This is a genomic window from Seongchinamella unica, assembly GCF_004354085.1.
Classification (GTDB): Bacteria; Pseudomonadota; Gammaproteobacteria; order Pseudomonadales; family Halieaceae; genus Halioglobus; species Halioglobus unicus.
In genome coordinates this window covers 378,905-400,103 of the sequence record NZ_SMSE01000004.1, presented here as the reverse complement: position 1 = coordinate 400,103, position 21,199 = coordinate 378,905, and the positions used below count along the sequence as shown (strand labels likewise).

At 61.1% G+C, this 21,199-nt stretch carries 17 protein-coding genes; 8 read left to right on the top strand and 9 right to left on the bottom strand.

Translation table 11 applies throughout. From position 1 onward, the window contains the following. Window positions 1–34 precede the first annotated feature (34 nt). Both E2F43_RS17395 and E2F43_RS17390 read left to right on the top strand, forming a co-directional pair. Window positions 35–2,056, top strand: coding sequence for an NADPH-dependent 2,4-dienoyl-CoA reductase (locus E2F43_RS17395; protein ID WP_133215041.1), 2,022 nt, complete (start codon window positions 35–37; stop codon window positions 2,054–2,056). Between the two features lie 94 nt (window positions 2,057–2,150). Then, on the top strand, window positions 2,151–2,702 hold the full coding sequence (locus tag E2F43_RS17390; protein ID WP_165954382.1) for a PadR family transcriptional regulator: 552 nt from the start codon (window positions 2,151–2,153) through the stop codon (window positions 2,700–2,702). 6 nt (window positions 2,703–2,708) lie between these two features. Here the strand turns inward: E2F43_RS17390 and E2F43_RS17385 are convergent, their stop codons facing one another. From E2F43_RS17385 to E2F43_RS17365, 6 genes are all read right to left on the bottom strand, one after another. Further along, entirely contained in the window at window positions 2,709–4,007 is a 1,299-nt protein-coding gene (locus E2F43_RS17385) for a serine hydrolase domain-containing protein (RefSeq protein WP_165954381.1), read from the bottom strand. Continuing rightward, window positions 4,004–5,377 (bottom strand): hypothetical protein, encoded by a 1,374-nt coding sequence (locus E2F43_RS19125; protein WP_165954380.1) that lies wholly within the window; start codon window positions 5,375–5,377, stop codon window positions 4,004–4,006. Before E2F43_RS19125 ends, E2F43_RS17385 begins: the two co-directional genes overlap by 4 nt. Then, on the bottom strand, window positions 5,374–6,477 hold the full coding sequence (locus E2F43_RS17380; RefSeq protein ID WP_133215037.1) for a hypothetical protein: 1,104 nt from the start codon (window positions 6,475–6,477) through the stop codon (window positions 5,374–5,376). The genes E2F43_RS19125 and E2F43_RS17380 overlap by 4 nt, the downstream gene beginning before the upstream one ends. A gap of 99 nt (window positions 6,478–6,576) precedes the next feature. Continuing rightward, window positions 6,577–7,809, bottom strand: coding sequence for an HD-GYP domain-containing protein (locus tag E2F43_RS17375; protein WP_133215035.1), 1,233 nt, complete (start codon window positions 7,807–7,809; stop codon window positions 6,577–6,579). 106 nt (window positions 7,810–7,915) lie between these two features. Further along, window positions 7,916–8,821, bottom strand: coding sequence for a DMT family transporter (locus E2F43_RS17370; RefSeq protein ID WP_133215033.1), 906 nt, complete (start codon window positions 8,819–8,821; stop codon window positions 7,916–7,918). After that, a complete protein-coding gene (locus E2F43_RS17365) occupies window positions 8,818–10,302 on the bottom strand; it encodes a M48 family metalloprotease (RefSeq protein WP_133215031.1) in 1,485 nt (494 codons plus the stop codon). Before E2F43_RS17365 ends, E2F43_RS17370 begins: the two co-directional genes overlap by 4 nt. A gap of 299 nt (window positions 10,303–10,601) precedes the next feature. Here E2F43_RS17365 and E2F43_RS17360 point away from each other — a divergent pair, with 299 nt between their 5' ends. Together E2F43_RS17360 and E2F43_RS17355 are read left to right on the top strand one after the other, a co-directional pair. Next, window positions 10,602–12,284: an ExeA family protein gene (locus tag E2F43_RS17360; protein ID WP_133215218.1), complete on the top strand. Its 1,683-nt coding sequence runs from the start codon at window positions 10,602–10,604 to the stop codon at window positions 12,282–12,284. A gap of 13 nt (window positions 12,285–12,297) precedes the next feature. Then, window positions 12,298–13,119, top strand: a complete 822-nt coding sequence (locus E2F43_RS17355; RefSeq protein ID WP_165954378.1) for a general secretion pathway protein GspB — start codon at window positions 12,298–12,300, stop codon at window positions 13,117–13,119. Between the two features lie 3 nt (window positions 13,120–13,122). Here the strand turns inward: E2F43_RS17355 and E2F43_RS17350 are convergent, their stop codons facing one another. Next, window positions 13,123–14,538, bottom strand: a complete 1,416-nt coding sequence (locus E2F43_RS17350; protein ID WP_133215027.1) for an alkaline phosphatase — start codon at window positions 14,536–14,538, stop codon at window positions 13,123–13,125. A 59-nt stretch (window positions 14,539–14,597) separates the two neighbouring features. Between E2F43_RS17350 and E2F43_RS19115 the strand changes: the two genes are divergently transcribed. The 4 genes from E2F43_RS19115 to E2F43_RS17335 all read left to right on the top strand — a co-directional run bounded on the left by E2F43_RS19115 (window position 14,598) and on the right by E2F43_RS17335 (window position 17,555). Continuing rightward, window positions 14,598–14,762 (top strand): hypothetical protein, encoded by a 165-nt coding sequence (locus E2F43_RS19115; RefSeq protein ID WP_165954377.1) that lies wholly within the window; start codon window positions 14,598–14,600, stop codon window positions 14,760–14,762. A 53-nt stretch (window positions 14,763–14,815) separates the two neighbouring features. Continuing rightward, window positions 14,816–15,154: a P-II family nitrogen regulator gene (locus E2F43_RS17345; RefSeq protein ID WP_133215025.1), complete on the top strand. Its 339-nt coding sequence runs from the start codon at window positions 14,816–14,818 to the stop codon at window positions 15,152–15,154. Window positions 15,155–15,167: 13 nt separating this feature from the next. Beyond that, window positions 15,168–16,472: an ammonium transporter gene (locus E2F43_RS17340; RefSeq protein ID WP_133215023.1), complete on the top strand. Its 1,305-nt coding sequence runs from the start codon at window positions 15,168–15,170 to the stop codon at window positions 16,470–16,472. Between the two features lie 105 nt (window positions 16,473–16,577). After that, the gene (locus tag E2F43_RS17335; RefSeq protein WP_133215021.1) at window positions 16,578–17,555 is read left to right on the top strand and encodes an alpha/beta fold hydrolase; all 978 of its coding nucleotides are present in this window, start codon (window positions 16,578–16,580) and stop codon (window positions 17,553–17,555) included. A gap of 2 nt (window positions 17,556–17,557) precedes the next feature. Here E2F43_RS17335 and E2F43_RS17330 read toward each other — a convergent pair whose 3' ends face one another. Both E2F43_RS17330 and E2F43_RS17325 read right to left on the bottom strand, forming a co-directional pair. Then, on the bottom strand, window positions 17,558–19,066 hold the full coding sequence (locus E2F43_RS17330) for a Ppx/GppA phosphatase family protein (RefSeq protein ID WP_133215019.1): 1,509 nt from the start codon (window positions 19,064–19,066) through the stop codon (window positions 17,558–17,560). Between the two features lie 77 nt (window positions 19,067–19,143). After that, the gene (locus E2F43_RS17325) at window positions 19,144–21,192 is read right to left on the bottom strand and encodes a DUF3604 domain-containing protein (protein ID WP_133215017.1); all 2,049 of its coding nucleotides are present in this window, start codon (window positions 21,190–21,192) and stop codon (window positions 19,144–19,146) included. Between the last annotated feature and the right edge of the window lie 7 nt (window positions 21,193–21,199).

The window sequence follows — 21,199 nt, the reverse complement described above, 5'->3', positions numbered from 1 at the left end:
ACTTGACACCGTCTAGATAGCCCTGGAGCCAGCCATGAGTCAATACCCGAACCTGTTACAGCCCCTGGATCTCGGTTTTACCACCTTGAAAAACCGGGTCCTGATGGGGTCCATGCACACCGGCCTGGAGGAGGCCCCTGACGGCCACCAGCGCATGGCGGCTTTTTTTGCCGAGCGCGCCCGTGGTGGTGTCGGCCTGATAGTGACCGGCGGCTTTGGTCCCAACCAACGGGCTGCGACCCACGAACATACCAAAATGCTGTGGAGTGAGGCGGACTGTGCAGATCACCGGGTGATCACCGATGCAGTGCACGCGGAAGGGGGCAAAATCTGCATGCAAATCCTCCACACGGGACGCTATGCGTTCAACGAAAATCCCATCGCCCCGTCGGCGATCCAGGCGCCGATCAACATGTTCAAACCCAGCGCGGCGACCGAGGAAGAGATCGAAGAACAGATCGAGGACTTTGTTCGCACCTCGATGCTGGCGCAAAAGGCCGGTTACGACGGTGTCGAAATCATGGGTTCAGAGGGTTACTTCCTGAACCAGTTCCTGGCCCGGCGCACCAACCATCGAGATGACGCCTGGGGCGGCAGCTATGACAACCGGATGCGCCTCCCGGTGGAAGTCGTGAGGCGGGTTCGCCAGGCCGTGGGTGAAAAATTTATCATCATCTACCGCCTTTCCATGTTGGACCTGGTCGAAGGGGGCAGCAGTACGGAAGAAATCATCAGGCTGGGCAAGGCGGTAGAGGAGGCCGGCGCGACCATTATCAATACCGGTATCGGTTGGCATGAGGCGCGTATTCCGACCATTGCCACCAAGGTCCCCCGGGCGGCCTTTACCTGGGTCACTGGCCGCTTCCGCAAAGAGCTCTCGGTGCCCGTGGTCACTTCCAACCGTATCAATACGCCGGAGGTTGCCGAGGACGTCCTGCGGCGTGGAGAGGCGGACATGGTATCGATGGCCCGCCCGTTCCTGGCGGACCCGGATTTTGTGGTCAAGGCCAGTGAGGGTCGTGCAGACGAAATCAACACCTGCATCGGTTGTAACCAGGCCTGCCTGGACCATGTGTTTACCGGCAGGATGACCAGCTGCCTGGTAAACCCCCGCGCCTGCCATGAAACCGAACTGGTGATCGAGCCGGCCGCGAAACGCAAAAGGCTGGCAGTCGTGGGAGCCGGTCCCGCCGGCCTGGCGTTTGCAACCACCGCGGCCGGTCGAGGTCATGCGGTTACGCTGTTTGACGCCGCCGACGAAATCGGGGGGCAGTTCAATATTGCCAAGCAAATTCCAGGCAAGGAGGAGTTTTACGAGACCCTGCGCTACTTCGCTCGCCAGATCGAGTTAACCGGGGTGGAGCTGCATTTGGGCAAGCGGGTATCCGCAACGGAGCTGGTCGATGCCGGTTTCGATGAGGTGATACTGGCCACAGGTATCGTTCCGCGGACGCCGGATATCGAGGGTGTAGATCACCCCAGCGTGTTGAGTTACCTGGACGTGCTGCAGAACAAAGTGCCGGTGGGCGATAAGGTGGCGATCATTGGCGCCGGGGGCATTGGCTTCGACGTCGCCGAATACCTGACCCACGGTGACGAATCACCCTCCACCGACATTGTCCAGTTTATGGCCGCGTGGGGTGTGGACATGACCCTGCGGGCGCGCGGCGGTATCGAGGGCGTGGAAGCCCGATTTCCTCCCTCTCCACGAGAGGTCAGTCTGCTGCAGCGTAAATCAAGCAAGGTGGGAGGCGGACTGGGTAAAACAACCGGTTGGATTCACCGGGCGGGACTGGAGAAGAAAGGAGTCCAGATGATTCCCGGTTGTGAGTACCGTCGAATTGATGACGCCGGATTGCATATCGTGGTGGGCTCAGAGGAGAAACTGCTGGCGGTGGATAACGTGGTGCTGTGCGCAGGCCAGGACCCGCGGCGCGAGCTGGCTGACGCGCTGGGTGATTTGCCCGTGCACCTGATAGGGGGCGCCGATGTGGCGGCGGAACTGGATGCCAAGCGGGCCATCGATCAGGGCACCCGATTGGCCGCGGCCATCTGACAGCAGGCCGCTCCTGCCTGTGCCGTGATGCAACTTTTTGCAACAACGGCGACAGGGTCTATGCTGTTATGACTTGATAACACTGGAACAGGCCATGGCACTTGCCCAGGCAATCATGACGTCGCTGCTCGACGCCGACCTTTCCGGCTCAGAGCTGGCACGTGATTTCGAAAAGTCCATGGGCTTCTTCTGGCAGGCCTCACACCAGCAGATCTACCAGGAACTGCGCAAGCTGGCGGCGAAGGGCTGGCTCAACAAGCGCGAGGTCAACCAGTCGGGTAAGCCCAACAAGATTGTGTACGGCCTCACCCTGGCGGGCCGGGAGTCTCTCGCCGAATGGGTGTACGGCCCGACCCGGGTGCAGCCCACCAAGGACGAATTGCTCCTCAAGCTTTACAACCTGAACGAAGACAATGTGGAGCACATCGTTGGCGAGATCACGGCCCGTCGGGAAGAGGTGATGAAGCGCCTGTATCTCTACGAGGCCGTCCGCCGTCGGCACTATGACGACCCGGCGTCCCTGCCGGTGCGCCACAAGGGGGTATACCTTGCCCTTGAATCCGGCATACACCAGGGTGAACAGTTCCTGGCCTGGTGTGATGAGGCGCTGTCCCTGTTGGCTTCTGTGGAGAAACGGAAAGCCTGAGGCGGATCAGGTGGCCAGAAACTCCAGCGCTTCCTCCTCCATATTCCGCACCGGCGCACAGTGGCGTGGGATGCCGAATAGCAACCGCGCCATTGCGGCCAGGTGGTTACCGAGCACCGGCTTGCCGCTGTTGAGAATGGCCACCGAAATATCCCGCTGCGGATCTGCCCAGACAAACACATTCGATAACCCGATGTGGCCGTAGGCGTAATGACTGTCGCTGCCGTAGATGCCCGCGGGGCTGCCGCCGAGCATAAACCCCGGGCTGTAACGCATCGGAATTTTGAGCGACGCATCAATGCTCGCCTTGCCCGCTTCCTGAATGGCCCGATGAACAGTCAGCGGTTGCATAATACGCGCGTCTTTATAGCGACCATAATCCAGCAGCATCTGAAAGAATCTGCCCGCTTCTTCCGCAGTCGCGTAAATATTACCCGCCGGCAGGATGGCCTGCTTGAAGTCATCGCTGTTGGTGATATCCATCACCGCCATGTAATCGATCCCCAGCGCGTTTTTCAGTGTGGCACCCACAACTTTCCCCGGAACCAGACCAGTGAAACGGTTAACCGCTGCTCGCTTCATGTCCCTTTTGCCAAGGCCATAGCGAAAGTAGCGCATGCCCATGGGCTTGCGAATATGTCGATCGAGGAACTGCTGGACGGTGAGGCCCGTGGTGCGGCGTATCAGCTCGTCGATAAGAAAGCCACCGGTGATGGCGTGATAGGCGGAGGTGCGGCCCAGGCGATCGATGGGTTTGGCCGCGCAGATTCGTGCGACTGCCTGTTCGCGGTCGAAGAGCACCTTCGGATCCACGTCGTCGCCCAGCCCGGGAACACCAGCCCGGTGAGCGAGCAACTGGTAAATAGTGATATAGCCTTTGCCGTGGGCGGCAAACTCGGGAATGTAATAGCTCAGCGGATCCATCAGGTGAATTTTTCCCTGTTCGGCCAGCAAGTGAACCAGCATGGCGCTGATCGCCTTGGAGGCAGAAAACAGGCAGACCGGCGTGTTCAGGTCAGCAACAACGGCCTGCTCACTGGCGGCATCGCCGTGCTGGTAGCCTATCGTGCGATTGAGCAGCAGCTGTCCACCCCGCCTGATGCAGAGACCTAGCATGGGGTGCATACCCGTGCGGTAGAGATCGAGAGTGGCGCCCCAGATGGCGTCTACAGAGCGCTCGGTCAGTCCGAGGTCCCCGGGTGACACTTCGGCAGGATCGATGTGGATAATCCTGTCCAGGTCCCGCGGGATCGCTATTCGGTTGAGTTTGTTATCGACCCTGTTGCGAACCATGCGTACGATCATTGCTTTTCTCCCGGGGCAGTGCCTGATGCGATCAGGAATACCGACAGTGTGAAGAATGCTGCCGCCGGCATCAACTGCAATGCTACCCGGTTCAGCGAGGTGAAGCGGACGGCACCGTGGGCATTGTCGGTAACGAGATACAGGGTGAGGTAAAGGCATATCGCCGCGATCACCACCGCCGCCAGCGGGATCATTGCCCTCGCTTTCATCGGCACCAGCAGCAGGGCGATCAGCAACAGGTAAACAAGCAGGTGCCAGTTGGCGTGGACCAGGGTGCTGAGGTAGATCGATAGCCAGCTCTCGGGCCGGTAGCCGAATTCCATCGATGCCAGGCTGTGTCCGGCAATGGCAAAATCTCCCGGTAGCCAGTAAAGCGTTAACAGCAGGGCAAGCGCCGCTGCTGCCAGTACCGTGAGGCCCCTGCGCAGCCCGGCAACCGCCAGCAGCAGACCGGGGCCCAGGCTCAGCAGCCAGTAAAAGCCCTCGTTCTTGACCAGCAGGCAGCCGGCGCCGCTGGCCAGCGCCAGTATCATCTGCCAGCTCGCCCTTGACTGCAGCCAGTTACCCAAGGCAGCCACTGCTCCGAGGTAGCTCAGGGCCAGCAACAGGTCGGCATAGCCGGCCAGGGCCACGTGTATGTTGAGGTAGGGCAGAGACAACACCATGTAACAGGCGGCCAGTGCCACAATGATGCTGGCACCGGCGAGTCGCGCCTGGGCAAAAAACACCAGCCCTATCCCCAGCCACATCAGCAGCCAGGGGGCATTGACCAGGCTGTTGTCCCAGTATCCCAGGGCAACGGCAATCCAGGCCTGTAGCAGGGGAGTGGCAATGGGGTAGTCCGGGTGCAGGTTGGTGTAAACACCGTCGCCTCCCAGTGCCAGCCATTGTTCGAGACTGACAAAAGGCGCCGTGCTTTTCAGGTCGAAGAATACCTTGGCCTGCCTGGCCCAGTGCTGCTTGGCGTCCCAGGCCGTGATCGGCCGGGTTCCGAGTTCCAGGCCCAGGGCGATAAGGCGACTGGCCAGCAGTGCCAGGCACAGGGCAACCAAAACCTGTTGCGGGCGTGACAGTTGTCGCCTGACCCGGCCTGGCACGGGATCGCCAACCCCATCCCCGCTGGCGGGACAGACAAAAGCGAGTAGCGCGATAACCAGGCTGACCAGAGCCATTCCCGGGAGCGACCAGGAGACGCCGAGCAGGCTGAACACGCGCATGATCAGCGTGGTTCCCAGTAAGCCGAGCAGGCAGGCGTATCCGCTGACCAGCGGGACTCGGGCGGGAATCCCGGCGGGAATTATTCGCCACAGCCAGGCGGCCGCAGGCAGCCAGCTGATAGCCAGGGCGAGCGCGAGCAACACCAGGTTCACCGCATCACCTCCAGCAACAGACCCGTGCGGTCCTGGTAGCGAATGGCGATCGGCAACGGGTTGCCACGGCCGTCAATAAGCAGGTTTTTTTCGACGTCCAGGCGCAGGGCTGAAGGTCGAAGCAGGAGAATAAAGTTGCCCGCCGCCAGCGTGTCAAGGTCGGGCAGTTCCGGGCCGTGGCGATGCCAGTAGACGTTCAGGGGGGCCAGGTAATAGGCAGTTTTCATGCCTGCTGAATCGGAGCGGGTGGCAATGAACACCTGTGCCTGCGGATTTCCGATGAACTCGCTTGCCTTCCTGGCCAGGTTGCTGAAAGCGGCATCATCCGCGCGTGCCAGTTTTTCATCATTGGACGCGCCGGAGAAGGTTGACCACGTGAGCTCAACCTGTTGCCAGAGGCGAACCTGCCAAAGGCCGTCAAGCATCAGCCAACCGCAGAATACAATCAGCCCGACGCCGGTCCAGCTGGCATTGCGCCGGGCCAGCAGCAGGTAAACCGCCACTGCGGCGAAAACCAGGGTGGCGAAAACGGGAGTAGGGAAGGGGCCGGAACTGAAATCACGTGTGCCGGTATAGACATTGATGTCTGCGGGTTTCCAGCCGCTGAAGGCACCCCAGTTCTGCCATAAATCCCGCAGGTGGTCGGCGAGTCCTGGCTGGTAAATCGCCATGTCGATAAAATGAATTTTCTGCCCCGGGGGTCCGCGGAACCCCAGTTGCAACAATTGCGCCTCGCCCTGCCAGTTCGCGTGGTCGGCCATATCGATGATGGGGGTCGGGTTATCCCTCGGCAGGTATTTGAACTGGTGTAAGGGGGCACCGTCGATGCTGTTGCGCCACAGCAGGTAGACCTGCAGCGGGGGAGGACCATCGAAACGCAGTCGCACCCGGGGGTTTGCTGCCAACGACAGCTGTTCGACTGGGAACTCCAGCAGCACCTGACCGGCTGCATTCGGCTGCAGGATAATGCCTTCTCCCTGGGGCGTCGCCGTGCCCATAAGCGGTTTCGCAAGCCCCGCTGGCCAGACCTCAGCGCGTGCGTCGAGAGTTGCCAGGCCGAAGGCGACAAGGACAAAGATTCGGGTAAATAAATGCAGCACGCGCCTGATCCAACAGCCCCGCTGGCTGATGAAGCGGGGCGCAACTTCTCCTGTGTTACGACGATGGTAACATTTGGACGCTGGTGCGGGTAGCGGCCGCTAGAACTTGTAACGGCCTATATCAATGCCGAAAGCACCGGGCTCCAGGCTTTTGGCAATGGAAATGGGCTTGTCCTGGTAGCGGCCCTGGGTGTCCTGCAGGTCGACCAGCTTGGGTTTGGGGTAGGCTTCCTTGCGGCGATTGAGCACCAGAATCACCTTGGGCAGCAGGCGACGGGTGCGGCTTTCCGCGACCACGATCCCTACCTCCCCGGAGGTCAGTTCGACAATGGTTCCGGCAGGATATATGCCCACGGCCTGGATAAAGGCTTCGACCAGTTCTGCCTGGAATTCCTTGTCACGGGCCTCATAGAGTACCTTGATCGCATCCGCGGGCGCCTTGGCGTCGGCGTAGGAGCGCTGCGAGGTGATGGCATCGTAAGTATCGACAATGGCAGCGATACGGGCGAAGGCAGGAATTTCATCACCGCGCAGGCCCCGGGGGTAGCCGCTTCCGTCATAGCGTTCGTGGTGAAAGGCCACCATGTCCAGTACGTCCTGGTTGATGATGCCGCTTTTTTTCACCAGGTGGACGCCATGGGCCACGTGGTGGCGCATTTCCCGGGTCTCCTCCTCGGTCAATTCCCGATTGGCTCGCAGCAGTTCCGGGTCCACCAGGATTTTGCCCACGTCCATCAGCATCCCGCCAATGGCCAGTGAGCGCAGGTCGCGTTTGTGCAGACCGATTTGCCGGCCCAGCGCGACACCCCAGATCGCCACGCTCAGGGAGTGCTGGTAACTGTAGGCGTCGTGCTGCTTGAGGCGTCCCAGCCAGAGGCAGGCATCGGGATTACGGCTGATACTGCCGATGATGGGATCAGCGGCGGTTTTCAGGCGCACCGCGTCCAACTTGCCGGAGTCGGCGACCCGGTCAAAAATATCGGTGATGTCGTCAAGCAGGGTATCCAGGGCGCGGCTCGCCCGGGGATGTTCTTCCTTCCACTCCGCTTCATCCGAGTAGGTGTTGAGCTCACGGCCCCGAAATATTTCGGGCAGCGGGATGCGCGCCCGCTCACCATTGGCATGGCGCGCGAGTTTAGCGCTGATGTAAACGCATTTATGGACATCAACCCAGACATGCTCACAGTAGTCGCGAACGCGCTGGATGTCCTCGTCGCTCTCCAGCAGGAAACCCTGGGTAACGAACGGTGTACCCAGCCAGTCCCGGTCCAGGCCGCTGATGAACATCCCCTTGGCGAGGTCCGTAGTCGGGACCTTCACTGTCTGGAGCATACAGCTCCCCCTGATTGTGTGACTACCTCTACTCAGAAAAATACTCTAATGCCCAGTCAACTGCTGCAAAAAACTGAACTTTTAGTGAGATTTTCCAGATTGAGACTTATTTCACAGTTTTGCTGTCCGCTGCCGCGTGAGCACGCCGTCCCCTGGCGGGGCCCTTGGCCAGGTAGACTGTGAGTATTCCACCCACGACGACCATCGCGCTGCCGGCTGCAGACCAGCCGTCGGGCACCTGTCCCCATAGCAGCCAGCCCCAGAATGCCCCCAGCACCACTGCCAGGTAATTGACCGGAGCAATGGCATGCGCCGGCGCGATTGCGTAGGCGCGGGTGTATAGACCCAGGGTGAGGTAGATGGCAACGCCGGTGTAGAGCATGGCCGCCCAGTCCTGCCAGTACAGACCGCCGAAGTCGGCGGCACTGAAAGGGGCAACACAGATGAGTGACAGGAGAAAGTAGTAGAAAAGAATTCGCGAGGCCGGTTCTGTCGTTGCCAGCTTATGTGTCGCCACCATGGAAATGGACAAACACAGCGCCGATACAAATCCCGCTGCGTGCCACCAACTGAGTCCCTCCGGACTCGGTCTCAGGATCATGAGGATGCCGGCAAAGCCGATAGCGAGTGGCCCCCAGGCATTGAGTGGAATGCGCTCGCTGCTCCAGGCCCAGGCGACCAGAGGAACCGTCAGCGGCGCACTCTGGCGGAGCAGCACGGCATCCACCATGGGAATCCGCGCCAGCGCTCCGTAGAACAGGTAAAAGCCCAGCACGCCTGCGCCGCCGCGAAAAAAATGCAGGCCGATGCGGCGTGTTTTCAGATTGCCGAATCCCCGGCGCAGGGTGATGGGCAGGCACAACAGCAGGCAGATCAGGTATTGCACGGTGACGATGGCTTCGATGCTGACCCGGGCCGAGGCGAAACGCGTGGCCACTGCGGCAGTGCTGGCTATGACCACCATCAGCAGTGAGAGCCACAGCGCCTGGCGCGTTCTGGCGGCCGCGGTCATCGGGGTGATGGGTAGCGCTCGCTGCGGACGTACTTGAGTTGTCGCGGCTGGTGCCCGGCGGTTGTTTCCTCAAGCCCGTTGATTGCCGCGGTGAATGCGGTTGACCAACTGCTGTTAACCCGACGCGACCAGTCAGCAAGTGATTCGCCCTGGTTGATGGTGGCAATTCTCAGGCGCAGGCCGCGGATATCGCCGGCCTGTTCCGGGGTCAGGGGCGCGATGCTCATGACCGAGTTGCGCAGGAGTCCCTGAAACGCCGCCTTGCCCATGGCCATAAACGTGAAGCTGTGGCTGCCGGAATCAAGGAACACGTAGTACAGGCTGACCCGTTGCGCATCGTTGGCGTCATCGTATCGCACCACGTGCGCCGGCCACTGGCCAATCCGGAAACCCTTACTGTCGCTGGGTTGCAGGCCGGTGCTGTCGCGCATGCGGGTGATCAGGGCGGCGGCATAGGCCTCGGGGCTGAACTCACCTTTATTGAGGCCCAGCGCCAGGTAGGCTTCCCCCGCCGGTTCCATGGCGCCGACAAAACGCGGTGTATTGACGGTGTCCCAGCCCGCGGGGAAGGTAACCGACAGTCCGAGGTCGGCACTGAGGAACAGGTTGTCATTAAAAATGCCCTGTTGCGGGTTCTGGGGGCCCCACCAGAGGCCATCCAGGTAAGCGTATAACTGGTCCCTGTCGGCGATGGGCTCGGTTGGCGCTGTATCCAGCGCCCGGGCCAGCCTGCCAATATCCGCAACGCGTTGTGGTGTGGTCGGGTGGGTGTCCAGATAGGTTGCCTCGTGCTGTTCTCCCGTGAGCAGCAAGAGACCCTTCTCAATGCCCTCCAGCGCGTCTGCGAGGGCCAGTGGATCGTAGCCCGCCGTACTTGCCAGGCGCATTCCATAGGCATCGGCCTCGCTTTCCTGGCTGCGGGAGTAGGAGGACAGGTAGAGCCTGCCCGCGTGTTCGATGGGAGCGTTGATCATGTTGCCCAGGTCCTTGCTGACGACACCCACCGCGCGCCCCGGCAGGGTGAGCAGGCCGGTGCCGAGGCTGCGACCAGCCTGGCGAACATGGTGCCTGCGGGTGACGTGGCTGATCTCGTGGGCCAGTACGCCAGCCAGTTCAGCCTCGTCGTTTATCTGCGCCATCAGTCCCCGGGAAACATAGATGAACCCACCGGGGGTGGCAAAGGCGTTGGGCTCCGCCTGGTCGACCAGGGCAAACTGAAACTGATAGGGCGTCTGCTCCAGCGAATCCACCAGGCGCTGGCCCACCGTGTCCAGATAGCGCTCCAGTTCCGGGTCCATGTACAGGCCTATCTGGTCCGCGACCTGTTGGGAAATCGAGCTGCCCGCCCGGGTTTCCTGTTCCGGGGTGACAACCGAGGTCACGCAGGCCGATAACGAAAGTACTGCGGCGGCAACTGTCAGCCGGGGTAAATGTGGCCTGCCTCCTTTTGACTGGGATAACTGATATTTGCTGAGAAACATGCTTGCCTGCTTTTACGTCTGTCGGGTGCCGGATCGTCGGGTATGGTCCGTTTCAGCGTTTCATCCGCAACGGATTGTTCAGGAACGACCAACTCAGGGACAGGTACACAGCGCCCTGTGAATTCTCGCTACGATCATAGGCAAGATACAGGGGTCCCACCGGGGAATCCACCGTCAGGTAAACATGGCGTCTGTACTGAGGCATCAGACAGCCTGCGCTGATATTGGACATGGCAAGTTAGCGTATAGACAGCTTGTGAACAATGTATTCCACCGGTCCTTGGTGCATAATGGCGCCCATGTACCACCAGTACTTTGGCCTTAACGAAGCACCGTTCTCGATTGCCGTCAATCCGCGCTACCTGTTTATGAGCGCACGGCACCGGGATGCGCTTGCACACCTGCTTTACGGCGTTGGGGCAGGCGGCGGCTTCATACTGCTGACCGGCGAGGTGGGCACCGGCAAGACGACCATCAATCGCTGTCTGCTGGAACAACTTCCCCACGACACCGACATCGCAATTATCCTGAACCCGGCCCTGAATGCGGTGGAATTGCTGGCCACTGCCTGTGATGAACTGGGTATCGAATACGACGAAGATCGACAGACCCTGAAGACGCTGACCGACGCCCTGCACAGCTACCTGCTGGACAACCATGCCCGCGGCCGTAAAACCGTGTTGATGATTGACGAGGCCCAGCACCTGGATTTCGAGGTGCTGGAGCAGATTCGCCTGTTGACCAACCTGGAGACCAACAGTGAAAAACTGTTGCAGATCATCCTGATCGGCCAGCCCGAACTGGCCCAGTTGCTGGCCCGCCCGGAGCTGCGCCAGCTCAACCAGCGGATCACCGCACGTTACAACCTCGGGCCGCTCAATCAGGCGGAGACCGCGGCCTACATCAATCATCGCCTGCAGGTCGCCGGCATGCCGGCGGACAGGGTTATTTTCCCACCATCGGTAGTACGGGGTATCTACCGGCGTACTCGCGGTATACCGCGGCTGATCAATGTGCTGTGCGACCGGGTAATGCTGGGCGCCTACGGGCGGAACAAGCACCGGGCCGACAGGGCTACCCTGCGCATTGCCGCCCGGGAGGTACTGGGGGAGGAGGGAATCAAGCAGGCTTCGCGCTGGCCCTGGGCCCTCGCTGCCCTGGTGTTAATGGGCGCCCTGGCCGCCTGGTGGGGCCTGCAGCCTGAGCAGCAGATTAACACCTTCGCAGAGCCTGGCACTTCGTCGATGGCACGACTGGCGGCAGCTCCCACCCCCGCTGAACCATCGACCGGGACGGCAACGGTGGCGCCCGGTCCTGTGCCATCTGCAGCGGCCAGTGTGGTTGCAGGGGCAGCAGAAGCGCCTGCCAGCGCAGACTGGTTACTGCCGCCGCAGGAGGGGGCTTCGCTGTTCTGGTCTCTGCACAGTGACCGCCCGCTGCCGGAAAAGATTTGCCAGGATCCCGCTGGCGAACTCGCCTGCGTGCAGTCTGAGGCAAGGACCTGGGACGAGCTTGTCTCGCAGGCGCGCCCCTTGCTGCTGGATGTGGTAACGCCCGAGCGCTTTGCCGCCGGGGTGATTTTGCTGGGCATTGAGGGTAATCACGCCTGGGTGGGTTGGGAAGCGGGGGCGGTTGCGGTTCCGCTGTCAGCGCTTGGCCCCCTGTGGACGGGTGGCTACCGGCTGCTCTGGCAGCCGCCCGCTGATTTTGATCGCCCGCTGTCCCTGGGCGACCGGAGTGCCGCTGTCGCCGAGGTAGCCCGGCTCTTTGCGCAACTGGACGGACAGCCACAGGCGCTCGCAGGCGATCGCTTTAACCAGGCACTGAAACAACGGGTCATGATTTTTCAGCGTGATAGTGGCCTGGAGGCAGACGGTGTGGTTGGCGTGCAAACACTGCTGAAACTGAACAGCGAGCTGGGCATCGATGTGTCCGCCAGCGATGCCCGCGCCGCGTTGCAGGCAAGGGGGGGCGAAGGATAATGGGGACTTGCAAGTGTCGTTGATTCTGGATGCGCTGAATCGGTCACGGACCGAGCAGGATGAGGTGCCGACCCTGGTGACTCGACATGAGTACGCCGACGGCGGTCGTCCCGGCCGCTCTCCGGGGCTGGTTGTGGCCCTGCTGCTGGCCCTGTCGGTCATTGCCTGGTTGCTGTGGGATCGTGTCGGACTTTCTGACCCTGCCGCGGTCGCCCCGGTTGATGAACCGGTGGTTGCCGCCGGCGTCGAGGCTACGCAACCGGCTGTAACACGGGCTCTGCCTGTGCCTGAGGCCGCCATGGCAAAACCTGTACCTGCACCGGTGGCGCCGGAGGCCAGCCCCGGGGAAAAACTGCCGGCTGAGGCCCCTGCGGAGATCCGGCCTGCGGCCCGTGGCAACAGCAGTGAGGACGTGTCCTCCCTCTATCGCCAGCCACCGGATGCATCGGTGCAGGCGGAGCCAGCGGCCCCGTCCCCAGCGGCGGCGGCCGAGAGTGGAACGATAGTCGAAGAGACCGGCGTGGATATCGGGACGCTGGTGCACCGGGCGGAGGATGAACTGGAGAACGCGAGACTGGCGGAGCATCCGGCGCCGTTTATTACCGAACTGTCGCAGCAGACCAAGGACGCCATTCCCAGCATATTCTACCAGCGGCACGACTTTTCAGGCCGGCCGGGCCAGTCCGTCGTGGTGCTCAATGGCAAGGAATTAAAGGTGGGAGGCAGCCCCGCCTCCGGTGTCAAGGTGGAGGAAATCCTGCCCGATTCGGTGGTCCTCGATTACCGCGGCACTGAGTTTCGATTGCGCGCCCTCAACAGCTGGGTCAACCTGTAGTCCCTACAGTTTCAGGTACGCTTTCATGATGTTGAAGATTTCCGGCTGGGTGACATAGCTCGGCACTTTGCCCTTGCCCGCTGAATTTGCGAACAGGGGGACCGCGGCCCCCGTATGTTCTTCCATCATGAAAGTGCTGGTGGCGTAGTTAACATCCATCACACCGCCTTCAGGGGTGGCGATGCGTGCCAGGTAACCAGGGGTGTAAATGGGGATCGGGTAGCGGGCAAACAGGCTGACGTGGGGAATTAACTGGGCCGCCTGGGAGTGGTCCGCGGTGACCAGAATCAGCGTGTTCCGGTGTCTACGGGCGAAGGCAAGGGCACTGTCCAGGGCTTCATCGAGTTGCTCCACTTCGCCAATGGATCCACAGGGCTTACGCTCGTGGGACTGCTTGTCGATCGACGCTGATTCCACCATCAGGAAAAAGCCCCGGCGATTGTCAGTGGACAGGTGCTCCAGCGCGGCGTCGGTCATTTCCCTGAGTGTCGGCATGGCGGAAAATTCGGGGTTGGGCTCGCAGGTCATGATGTCGGGCAGGGCAACCTCCCCAAGGTACTCGTGCACCCTGTTGAGCAGACTGGGCTCCGGCTGTTCCGCGGTCCGGCCGTTTTCTCCCTGCAAGCGCACCGGCATCGTACTGTCGGAGAATAGTCCCAACAGTCGCCCGCCGGAGGTCGCCGTTGCCAGCTCGGCAGGCGTTCTCACAATCTGGAAACCGTTGTCTTGAGCCAGGTCCAGCACGGTTTTGTCCTGCCCTTCCGCCATCACTGTGAAATGTTTGCTGCCGCCGCCGAGAATGACATGCAGGGGGGAATCGGCCAACTGCTCCGAGATAGCACCCGGACCGCCGTTCTTGCGCGCATCCTGTGGGCAGCCTCCCAGATATATTCCGTTGTACTCGATACGCTCGACAAGCTCAGGGTTTTCGCACATGCGATAGCTGATATGGGTGGCGAAGGCAGCCGTTGTGGCGTCGGTAACACTGGCGGAAGTGACCATACCGGCGCGGTAGCCAGCGCGAATTGCCAGTTCGGCTATCGTCGGAATGTCCTGGTCGCTGCCGGCAGTTGTCGCCAGTCTGCCCCGGCTGGTGACGACACCCGTGGCCATGCTGGTCGCGGTGTTGGCAGAATCGGCCACATAGATCGGGTTGCCGTTGATCTGGTCCTCAATGCTCAGTACCTGCGAAACACTGCGCAGTGGCAGTTTGTCCAGTGTCAGCTTCCCGGTGGCGCCTTTCAGGTAGTTGCGGGCAATGGTGATCTGGTGCTCGTCCATGCCGTCTCCGATGATGAGAATGACGTTCCTGCGCTGGTCATCGGCGGGGGTTCCTGACAGGGTGCCCGGCACCTGGGAACGCGCAATGCCGGCAATCAGCAGTGAACAGGCAATCAGCAGGTGAAAAAACGGCTTCATGAGGTGACCCGGAGTTGATACAGGGCGCTAGTGATACCACGATGTGCCGAGGGATGCACGTGCTGGCGCTGCTGGCCGGCACCGGGTCTGAAATGGCCTACCGCGAAACCCGCATGGTGCTCCGGTGCTTGCCCGCGCAAGAAAAGGGGACGGGTTATCTTAAAATCTGCTTCATCTTGTGGCAGGATTTGGCCTTCGTGTTCGGCCTGCGCCGATATCGATGAGCGCGGCAACGTGCTTGCCCACGAACGGACAATAATAAAACGAGGTGAAACCGATGAAGATGATGACCGCGATCATCAAGCCCTTCAAACTGGACGATGTCCGGGAGGCCCTGCAGGAGATGGGCATTGCCGGTATGACTGTGGACGAAGTCAAGGGATACGGGCGCCAGAAAGGTCACACCGAGCTTTATCGGGGGGCCGAATACCGGGTTGAGTTCCAGCCAAAGATCAAAATCCAGATTGCCCTGAGTGATGGGGAACTTGACGACGCCATAGATGCGGTGTGCAGGGCCGCCAGCACCGGCAAGATCGGCGATGGCAAAATATTTGTGACCCCCCTGCAGGAGGGGATCAGGATTCGTACCGGCGAAACCGGGGAAGACGCACTTTAGAAGAGGCAGAATAATGAAAAACCTTCAACGAGCGGGCCTGCTGGCGGTTGCCAGCCTGGTATCGACCCAGGCAAGTGCCCAGGAACTGAATCAGGCTGATACTGCCTGGATCCTGACAGCCACGGCTCTGGTGCTGTTTATGACGATACCGGGCCTGTCGCTGTTTTACAGCGGGCTGGTCAGAGCCAAGAACGTACTGTCGGTGCTGATGCAATGTTTTGCCCTGACTTGCCTGATGTCGCTGCTGTGGTTTGCGCTGGGCTATACCATCGCGTTTGGTTCTGACGGCGTGACCCAGGGCCCCTTTATTGGTGACTTTGGCAACGTATTTTTTGCCTCGATGACCATGGATAGCCTCAACGGCAGCATTCCCTCGACGTTATTTGCCATTTTCCAGATGACCTTTGCCATTATCACGCCCGCGCTGATCGTCGGCGCTTTCGCCGAGCGTATGCGCTTCTCGGCCATGCTGTTATTCAGTGCTGTGTGGCTGCTGCTTGTCTACGCGCCTGTCTGCCACTGGGTCTGGGGTGGCGGCTGGCTTGGCGCGATGGGATTGCAGGATTTCGCCGGTGGCACCGTGGTGCATATTACAGCCGCCGTCGCTGCGCTGGTCGCGGCGATGTTTATGGGGCCCCGTCGAGGCTTTGGCACTGTCGCCATGCCTCCGCACAATCTTACCCTCACTGTTGCCGGTGCTGGCATGCTGTGGGTGGGATGGTTTGGCTTCAATGCCGGCTCTGCGGTGGCGGCAGACAACAGTGCCGCCATGGCCATGCTGGTCACCCACCTGTCAGCCTCTGCCGGTTCCCTGGCGTGGATGACGATGGAGTGGATTCGTCACGGCAAGCCCTCGGTACTGGGTATCGTCACCGGCATGGTGGCCGGCCTGGGAACGATAACCCCGGCATCCGGTTCAGTGGGTCCGGCGGCGGCGGTGGTCATCGGCCTGAGCGCGGGTGTGGTCTGTTACTTCGCGACCAACTGGATCAAGAACACCCTCAAGATCGATGACAGCCTGGACGTGTTTCCCGTGCACGGTGTGGGTGGCATTCTCGGAACGCTGTTGGCGGGTATCTTCTGTTCGACCCAGTTGGGGATATTCAGCGGCAACGGGTTCTCCGACGGTATCGACAGCATTGGCGGGCAGTTGCTGGTCCAGGCGACAGGGGTTGCATCCACGTTCGCTTATACGGCGGTCGTGACCTGGGCCATCCTCAAGGTCGTGGATTTGCTGGTTGGCCTGCGGGTCGATGCAGATGAAGAGACCCAGGGTCTGGACCTGGTGCTGCACGACGAGCGCGGCTACGATTTGTGAGCCCGGTCGCGCCCCTGTCTCCCTCGATGTGGACCCCGGCTTGCGCCGCTGTGGCCGAGAGTGGCGACGGGGTGAGCAATCGAGCCTGCCTGTGATCATGGCGGGATGAACTGGACGCATCATACGGCTGCCATCAATGGTATCCGCGTGCACTACGTGGAGCAGGGTAGTGGTATGCCGGTGGTTCTGTGCCATGGCTTTCCCCATCTCTGGTTCAGCTGGCATCGCCAGATTAGCGCGCTGGCCAGTGCCGGCTATCGGGTGATAGCCCCGGACATGCGTGGCATGGGGCAGACTGACGCGCCCGGGGAGCCCGAGGCCTACGACATAGACCACATCACCGGTGATTTGCTCGGGCTTCTTGACCACCTGAAGATTGAACGGGCGGTGTTCGCCGGGCTGGATTTTGGCGCCTTTGCCATTTATGACCTGGCCCTCAGGCATCCACAGCGGGTGCGTGCTGTTATCGGTCTTGAAAACCCGGCGGCGCCCCACAATCCCGGGGAGTCACCGCTGACTGAATACCGGCGAATGGGAGAGCAACACTTTCTGCACATCGAATATTTTCGGGTGCCGCCGCGGGCGGACCGGGAACTGGCGGCCGAGCCACGGCGTTTCCTGCACAAGGTGTTTCATACCCTGAGCGGTGCCGGCAACTACTTCGACTGTTTCAAGCACCCTCCCGGTACCTCCTATATCGACGCCATGGAAGAGCCCCCTGCGCTGCCCTGGCCCTGGCTATCCGAGTTGGAACTGGAGTTCTTTGTCAGCGAATACAGTCGCAGTGGTTTTACCGGCGGTCTCAACTGGTATCGATCCATGGATATCAAATGGGCCCAGCGCAAACCCTACGAGGTCGTGCAAAGCGAAGTGCCGGCCTATTTCCTGGGGAGCGAGCATGATGTGGACCTCGAAGGCTTTCACGGCGACGACCCCATCAGCCAGATGCGGGCGATTTTCCCCGACCTGAGGCAGGTGCGGATGATTCCCGGTGCCGGCCACATGGTGCAACTGGAAGCCTCTGATGCGGTTAACCGGATTTTGCTGGAGTACCTTGAGGAAATCGCCGGCCTGAGCTCCTGAGATCAGGAGACATTGAGTTCAATGCCGATCCGGCCAAGGTATTCCTGCTGGTTCATTAACTCGCTGTGGGTCAGTGGGTGGGCTTCCAGCCAGTCTTCAGGGAAGCCCAGTGACAGCACGTCATCCTCTGCCTGCACACCAAACTCGGGCAGTTGCTCCAGCGTTTCGACGTGCTTGAAACAGACCGCCAGGCGGATGATCGTGAGCAGGTAGCGCAGGCGACCGCGAGTACTCTTGGGCAGCCCGACGAGCAGCTCAGGGGTGATCTTGCCACGCAGGCCCTCGGTCAGGATAGCCAGTTGTTCCTGTTCCTCCTGGGAGAAGCCCGGCAGGTCGGCATTGCGCAGCAGGTAGGCCGTGTGACGGTTAAAGTGCTTGTGGGAGATTGCCATGCCGATCTCGTGGGTGCGCGCCGCCCAGTGCAGTAGTTCCCAGTCTTCGTTTTCCAGCTCCCAACTGCCGCGGGTCGCGGAGAAAAACGTGGCGCAGCGCCGCTCGACGATGGCCGCCGTGGGCTCATCGGCAGCATAGCGTTGTACCAAAGCGTTGACCGTGCGTTCGCGTACGTCCTCATGACTCAGCCTGCCCATCAGGTCGTAGATGACGCCTTCCCGCAGAGCGCCCTTGGAAGTGCGCATCTGCTCAATACCGAGAATGTCGAACAGGGCACTGGTGATGGCAACACCGGCGACAATGACGTTGCGCCGGCTCTCGTTCAGGCCATTCAGCTTTATCTCGTCGAAGTGGCCGAATTTGAGCAGCTTTTTCTCCAGCTTGACCAGCGCCTTGCGGGTGATGCCGGTTTCGCTCCAGCCGTTTACCACGACGATCGACTCAATAGCGTTCAGGGTGCCGGAAGAGCCGACACATTCAGCCCAGTGTTCGGCACCGTATCGATAGCGAATCTGCGAGGTTTCCAGCCGGGCCCGGTTATAGGCCCGCTGGTAGTTACCGGCGCTGATGACGCCGTTGGCGAAACAGTCGCTGCTGAAGGACACGCAGCCTATTTGCAGGCTTTCCAGTTTCTGCGGTTCAAAGCGCTGGCCAATGATGAATTCTGTACTGCCGCCGCCGATATCGATAACCAGCCGGGAGTTGGCGTCGTCCGCCAGGGTGTGCGCCACGCCGAGGTACACCAGGCGGGCTTCCTCCCGTCCATAAATCACATCGACTCTTGTGCCGAGGATCTCCCTGGCAGGCAGGGTGAAGTCGAGTCGGTTTTCCGCCTGGCGCAGGGCATTGGTGCCCACCACGCGTATTCTCTGCGGTTCAACGCTACCCAGCAATTGGGCGAACCGCGAAAGACAGTCCAGGCCGCGGTCAATGGCTTCCTGAGTCAGCCGATCGTCTATCAGTCCGGCGCCGAGCTGAACTTTTTCCGCCAGTACTTCCACCGGGCGCATTTCTCCGTGCTCGGTCTTGGCAATAATGAGGTGAAAGGAGTTGCTGCCCAGATCGATAGCCGCCAGCAGGCTGCCATCGGGAAGAGGATCTTGTTGTTCGGCATCCAAGGTCGTTGGGGTCCATGTCCAGCGGTGCAAGTCGCTATGGTAATTGATTCCGTCCCGGCGTGCATTTGGCCACAGTACTACCGGGGGTAGTACCAGATGGGCGAGGTCCAGGCGCGCTCCTGGATCTTCCAGGGCAAGCCGGGATCCGTGCAACTGGCGGGCCGCTCTTCTTCCGCCATGCGAATGCAGTCCCATTGACTCCAGCGGCAAGCGGGATTTTCCAGTACCCGGCTGTAGTAGACGGCCGCTGTTTGCGGATCGAATTGCGGGTCGCGCCAGTTGGCGCACAGTTGAGTGAATCCGCTGCCGCTGACGGCACAGGTGGCGGGATCAACGCTGGCCCCATTGTCGGGATCTCCCGCGACATTATGAACCGCCTGATGGGTGTGACCGTCGGCATCAATCCAGACTTTGATAATCTGGATCCGTTGCAGCAGTCCGGCACCGGGATCTGCACTGGCGCTCACCAGGAATGCCGGTCCGTTGTCGGTACCCGGGCCGGTGAGCTCTCCCCCCATTGGAACACCGAGGGTATAGGCCTGGCGAATGACATCGGGTGACTGACAGTCCAGTTTCCCGAGGTTCCAGCCGGCGAACATCCGCGGCACGATACGGGGGCCGCTGGTACCGAAGGTCTCCCGGTTTTTCATCGCATCGAACAGGGCCCCGCGGCTGTTCTGGCTGGCATAGACGCCCGCCAGGCCGCCGGGATTGTAGCGTACCGGTGAGCCGGCCCCGATACCGCCAGGCACTTCAGTGCGGCCTTCCAGCCGTCTGCGCACCTGCCGGTCGGTGCCGTGGGAACCCAGGTAGCGGACTTCGCTCTGGGCAGCGGGTAGTCCGTTGTGGGTGTCGGTTGCGGCCACAATCCCGAGGGAGAAGGGATTGACGCCAAGCCTGGATCGCTCCCTGAGACCTGCTGCCAGTGCATAGCGGACGAAACTGTAGCGCGACGTGCAGCCGCTGAGCAGCATGCCGCCGCGGCCCACCGTCTCATTGCAATCCTCGATTTCTTCCGCTGTCGCGCGCAGTTTCTCGAAGTCACAAAACTCGTCAGTAGCGCCGATAACGCTGGCGATACCGTTGCGGCATTCGGAATCGCCCTTGGTTTGCATGACTTCAGCCAGAGGCTCAAGCTTTGCCCGGAGTTTGGCTTGTGCGCCCTGTTCAGCGGGTGGCAGCGCCCGGTTGCTGTACGGAAACCACATTCTCCCGTTGCTCCAGTTGCTGTTGTGGGGGATCGTCAGCACGTCGCATTCCGGGTCACCTTCGATACAGCGGCTATCCAGCCAGCGCCAGAGCGACTCAGGCGAGGGGGCTTCCCTGGCACTCAGCACGGCCTGGGGCACCCGGGCAGAGCGAAAAATCACGTTGCGGTGAAGGTTGGCGGACTCCTCGGCCAGGGTGTATTCGTAGCCATGCAGGGTGGTGAAGTCGCAAGCACCGGAGCGGTCGTGCCAGCGTTCGGTGCTGCGCTGATTTTCCAGCCAGGCCAGGGCGGCCTGCTTCCGGCACCGGCTGCCATCCTCGCCACAGACCCGGCGTGAGCGATCCTGGCCGAAAATTGCCAGGGTCGCCAGGCGCAGGACAGCTTGCATGTCATCCCCGGCCGGGACTTTCAGGTCACCCCGGTAGAGACGACACACCAGGGTCCCGTGTGCCGCACTGCCAGGGTCGTAGCACAGGCGGACTTCTCCCAGCGCCTCCGCGTGATCGGTGACAGCGATGAAATCCAGCGGGGAAGGCAGTTGCATGACCGGCGCAGTACTCCCCGGGGGGTCGCCGCGCAGCCGCAGCGGCAGGGATTCGCCCCTGGCGAAGCGGTAGGCATCATCCACCGTGGTTGTGGTGCCGAAAGCGCTGGCGTCATAGGACGCTGCGGTGTGGACATGCAGGGCGCCGAAAAATGCGCGCTTTTCGGGATAATGCTGATCACACTCCCGGGGGTGAGGCAGCGCCGGGTCTGCCCTGGCGACCGGCACCGACTGCCAGTAATCGGCAGCTGCGCCTTCGGTTCGAATACGAGAAAATTCCTGGCGTAGCCAGAACAGGGTGATCAGGCAACAGATCAGCAACAGCAGGAACAGGTAAAGCAGTGCTTTGAGAACAGGCTTTGTTTTTATCATCCCCGGA

Coding starts and splice junctions, on each gene's coding strand:
- E2F43_RS17395 (WP_133215041.1), top strand. CDS start 35: ATGAGTCAATACCCGAACCTGTTACAGCCCCTGGATCTCGGTTTTACC.
- E2F43_RS17390 (WP_165954382.1), top strand. CDS start 2,151: ATGGCACTTGCCCAGGCAATCATGACGTCGCTGCTCGACGCCGACCTT.
- E2F43_RS17385 (WP_165954381.1), bottom strand. CDS start 4,007: ATGATCGTACGCATGGTTCGCAACAGGGTCGATAACAAACTCAACCGA.
- E2F43_RS17375 (WP_133215035.1), bottom strand. CDS start 7,809: ATGCTCCAGACAGTGAAGGTCCCGACTACGGACCTCGCCAAGGGGATG.
- E2F43_RS17370 (WP_133215033.1), bottom strand. CDS start 8,821: ATGACCGCGGCCGCCAGAACGCGCCAGGCGCTGTGGCTCTCACTGCTG.
- E2F43_RS17365 (WP_133215031.1), bottom strand. CDS start 10,302: ATGTTTCTCAGCAAATATCAGTTATCCCAGTCAAAAGGAGGCAGGCCA.
- E2F43_RS17360 (WP_133215218.1), top strand. CDS start 10,602: ATGTACCACCAGTACTTTGGCCTTAACGAAGCACCGTTCTCGATTGCC.
- E2F43_RS17350 (WP_133215027.1), bottom strand. CDS start 14,538: ATGAAGCCGTTTTTTCACCTGCTGATTGCCTGTTCACTGCTGATTGCC.
- E2F43_RS17345 (WP_133215025.1), top strand. CDS start 14,816: ATGAAGATGATGACCGCGATCATCAAGCCCTTCAAACTGGACGATGTC.
- E2F43_RS17340 (WP_133215023.1), top strand. CDS start 15,168: ATGAAAAACCTTCAACGAGCGGGCCTGCTGGCGGTTGCCAGCCTGGTA.
- E2F43_RS17335 (WP_133215021.1), top strand. CDS start 16,578: ATGAACTGGACGCATCATACGGCTGCCATCAATGGTATCCGCGTGCAC.
- E2F43_RS17325 (WP_133215017.1), bottom strand. CDS start 21,192: ATGATAAAAACAAAGCCTGTTCTCAAAGCACTGCTTTACCTGTTCCTG.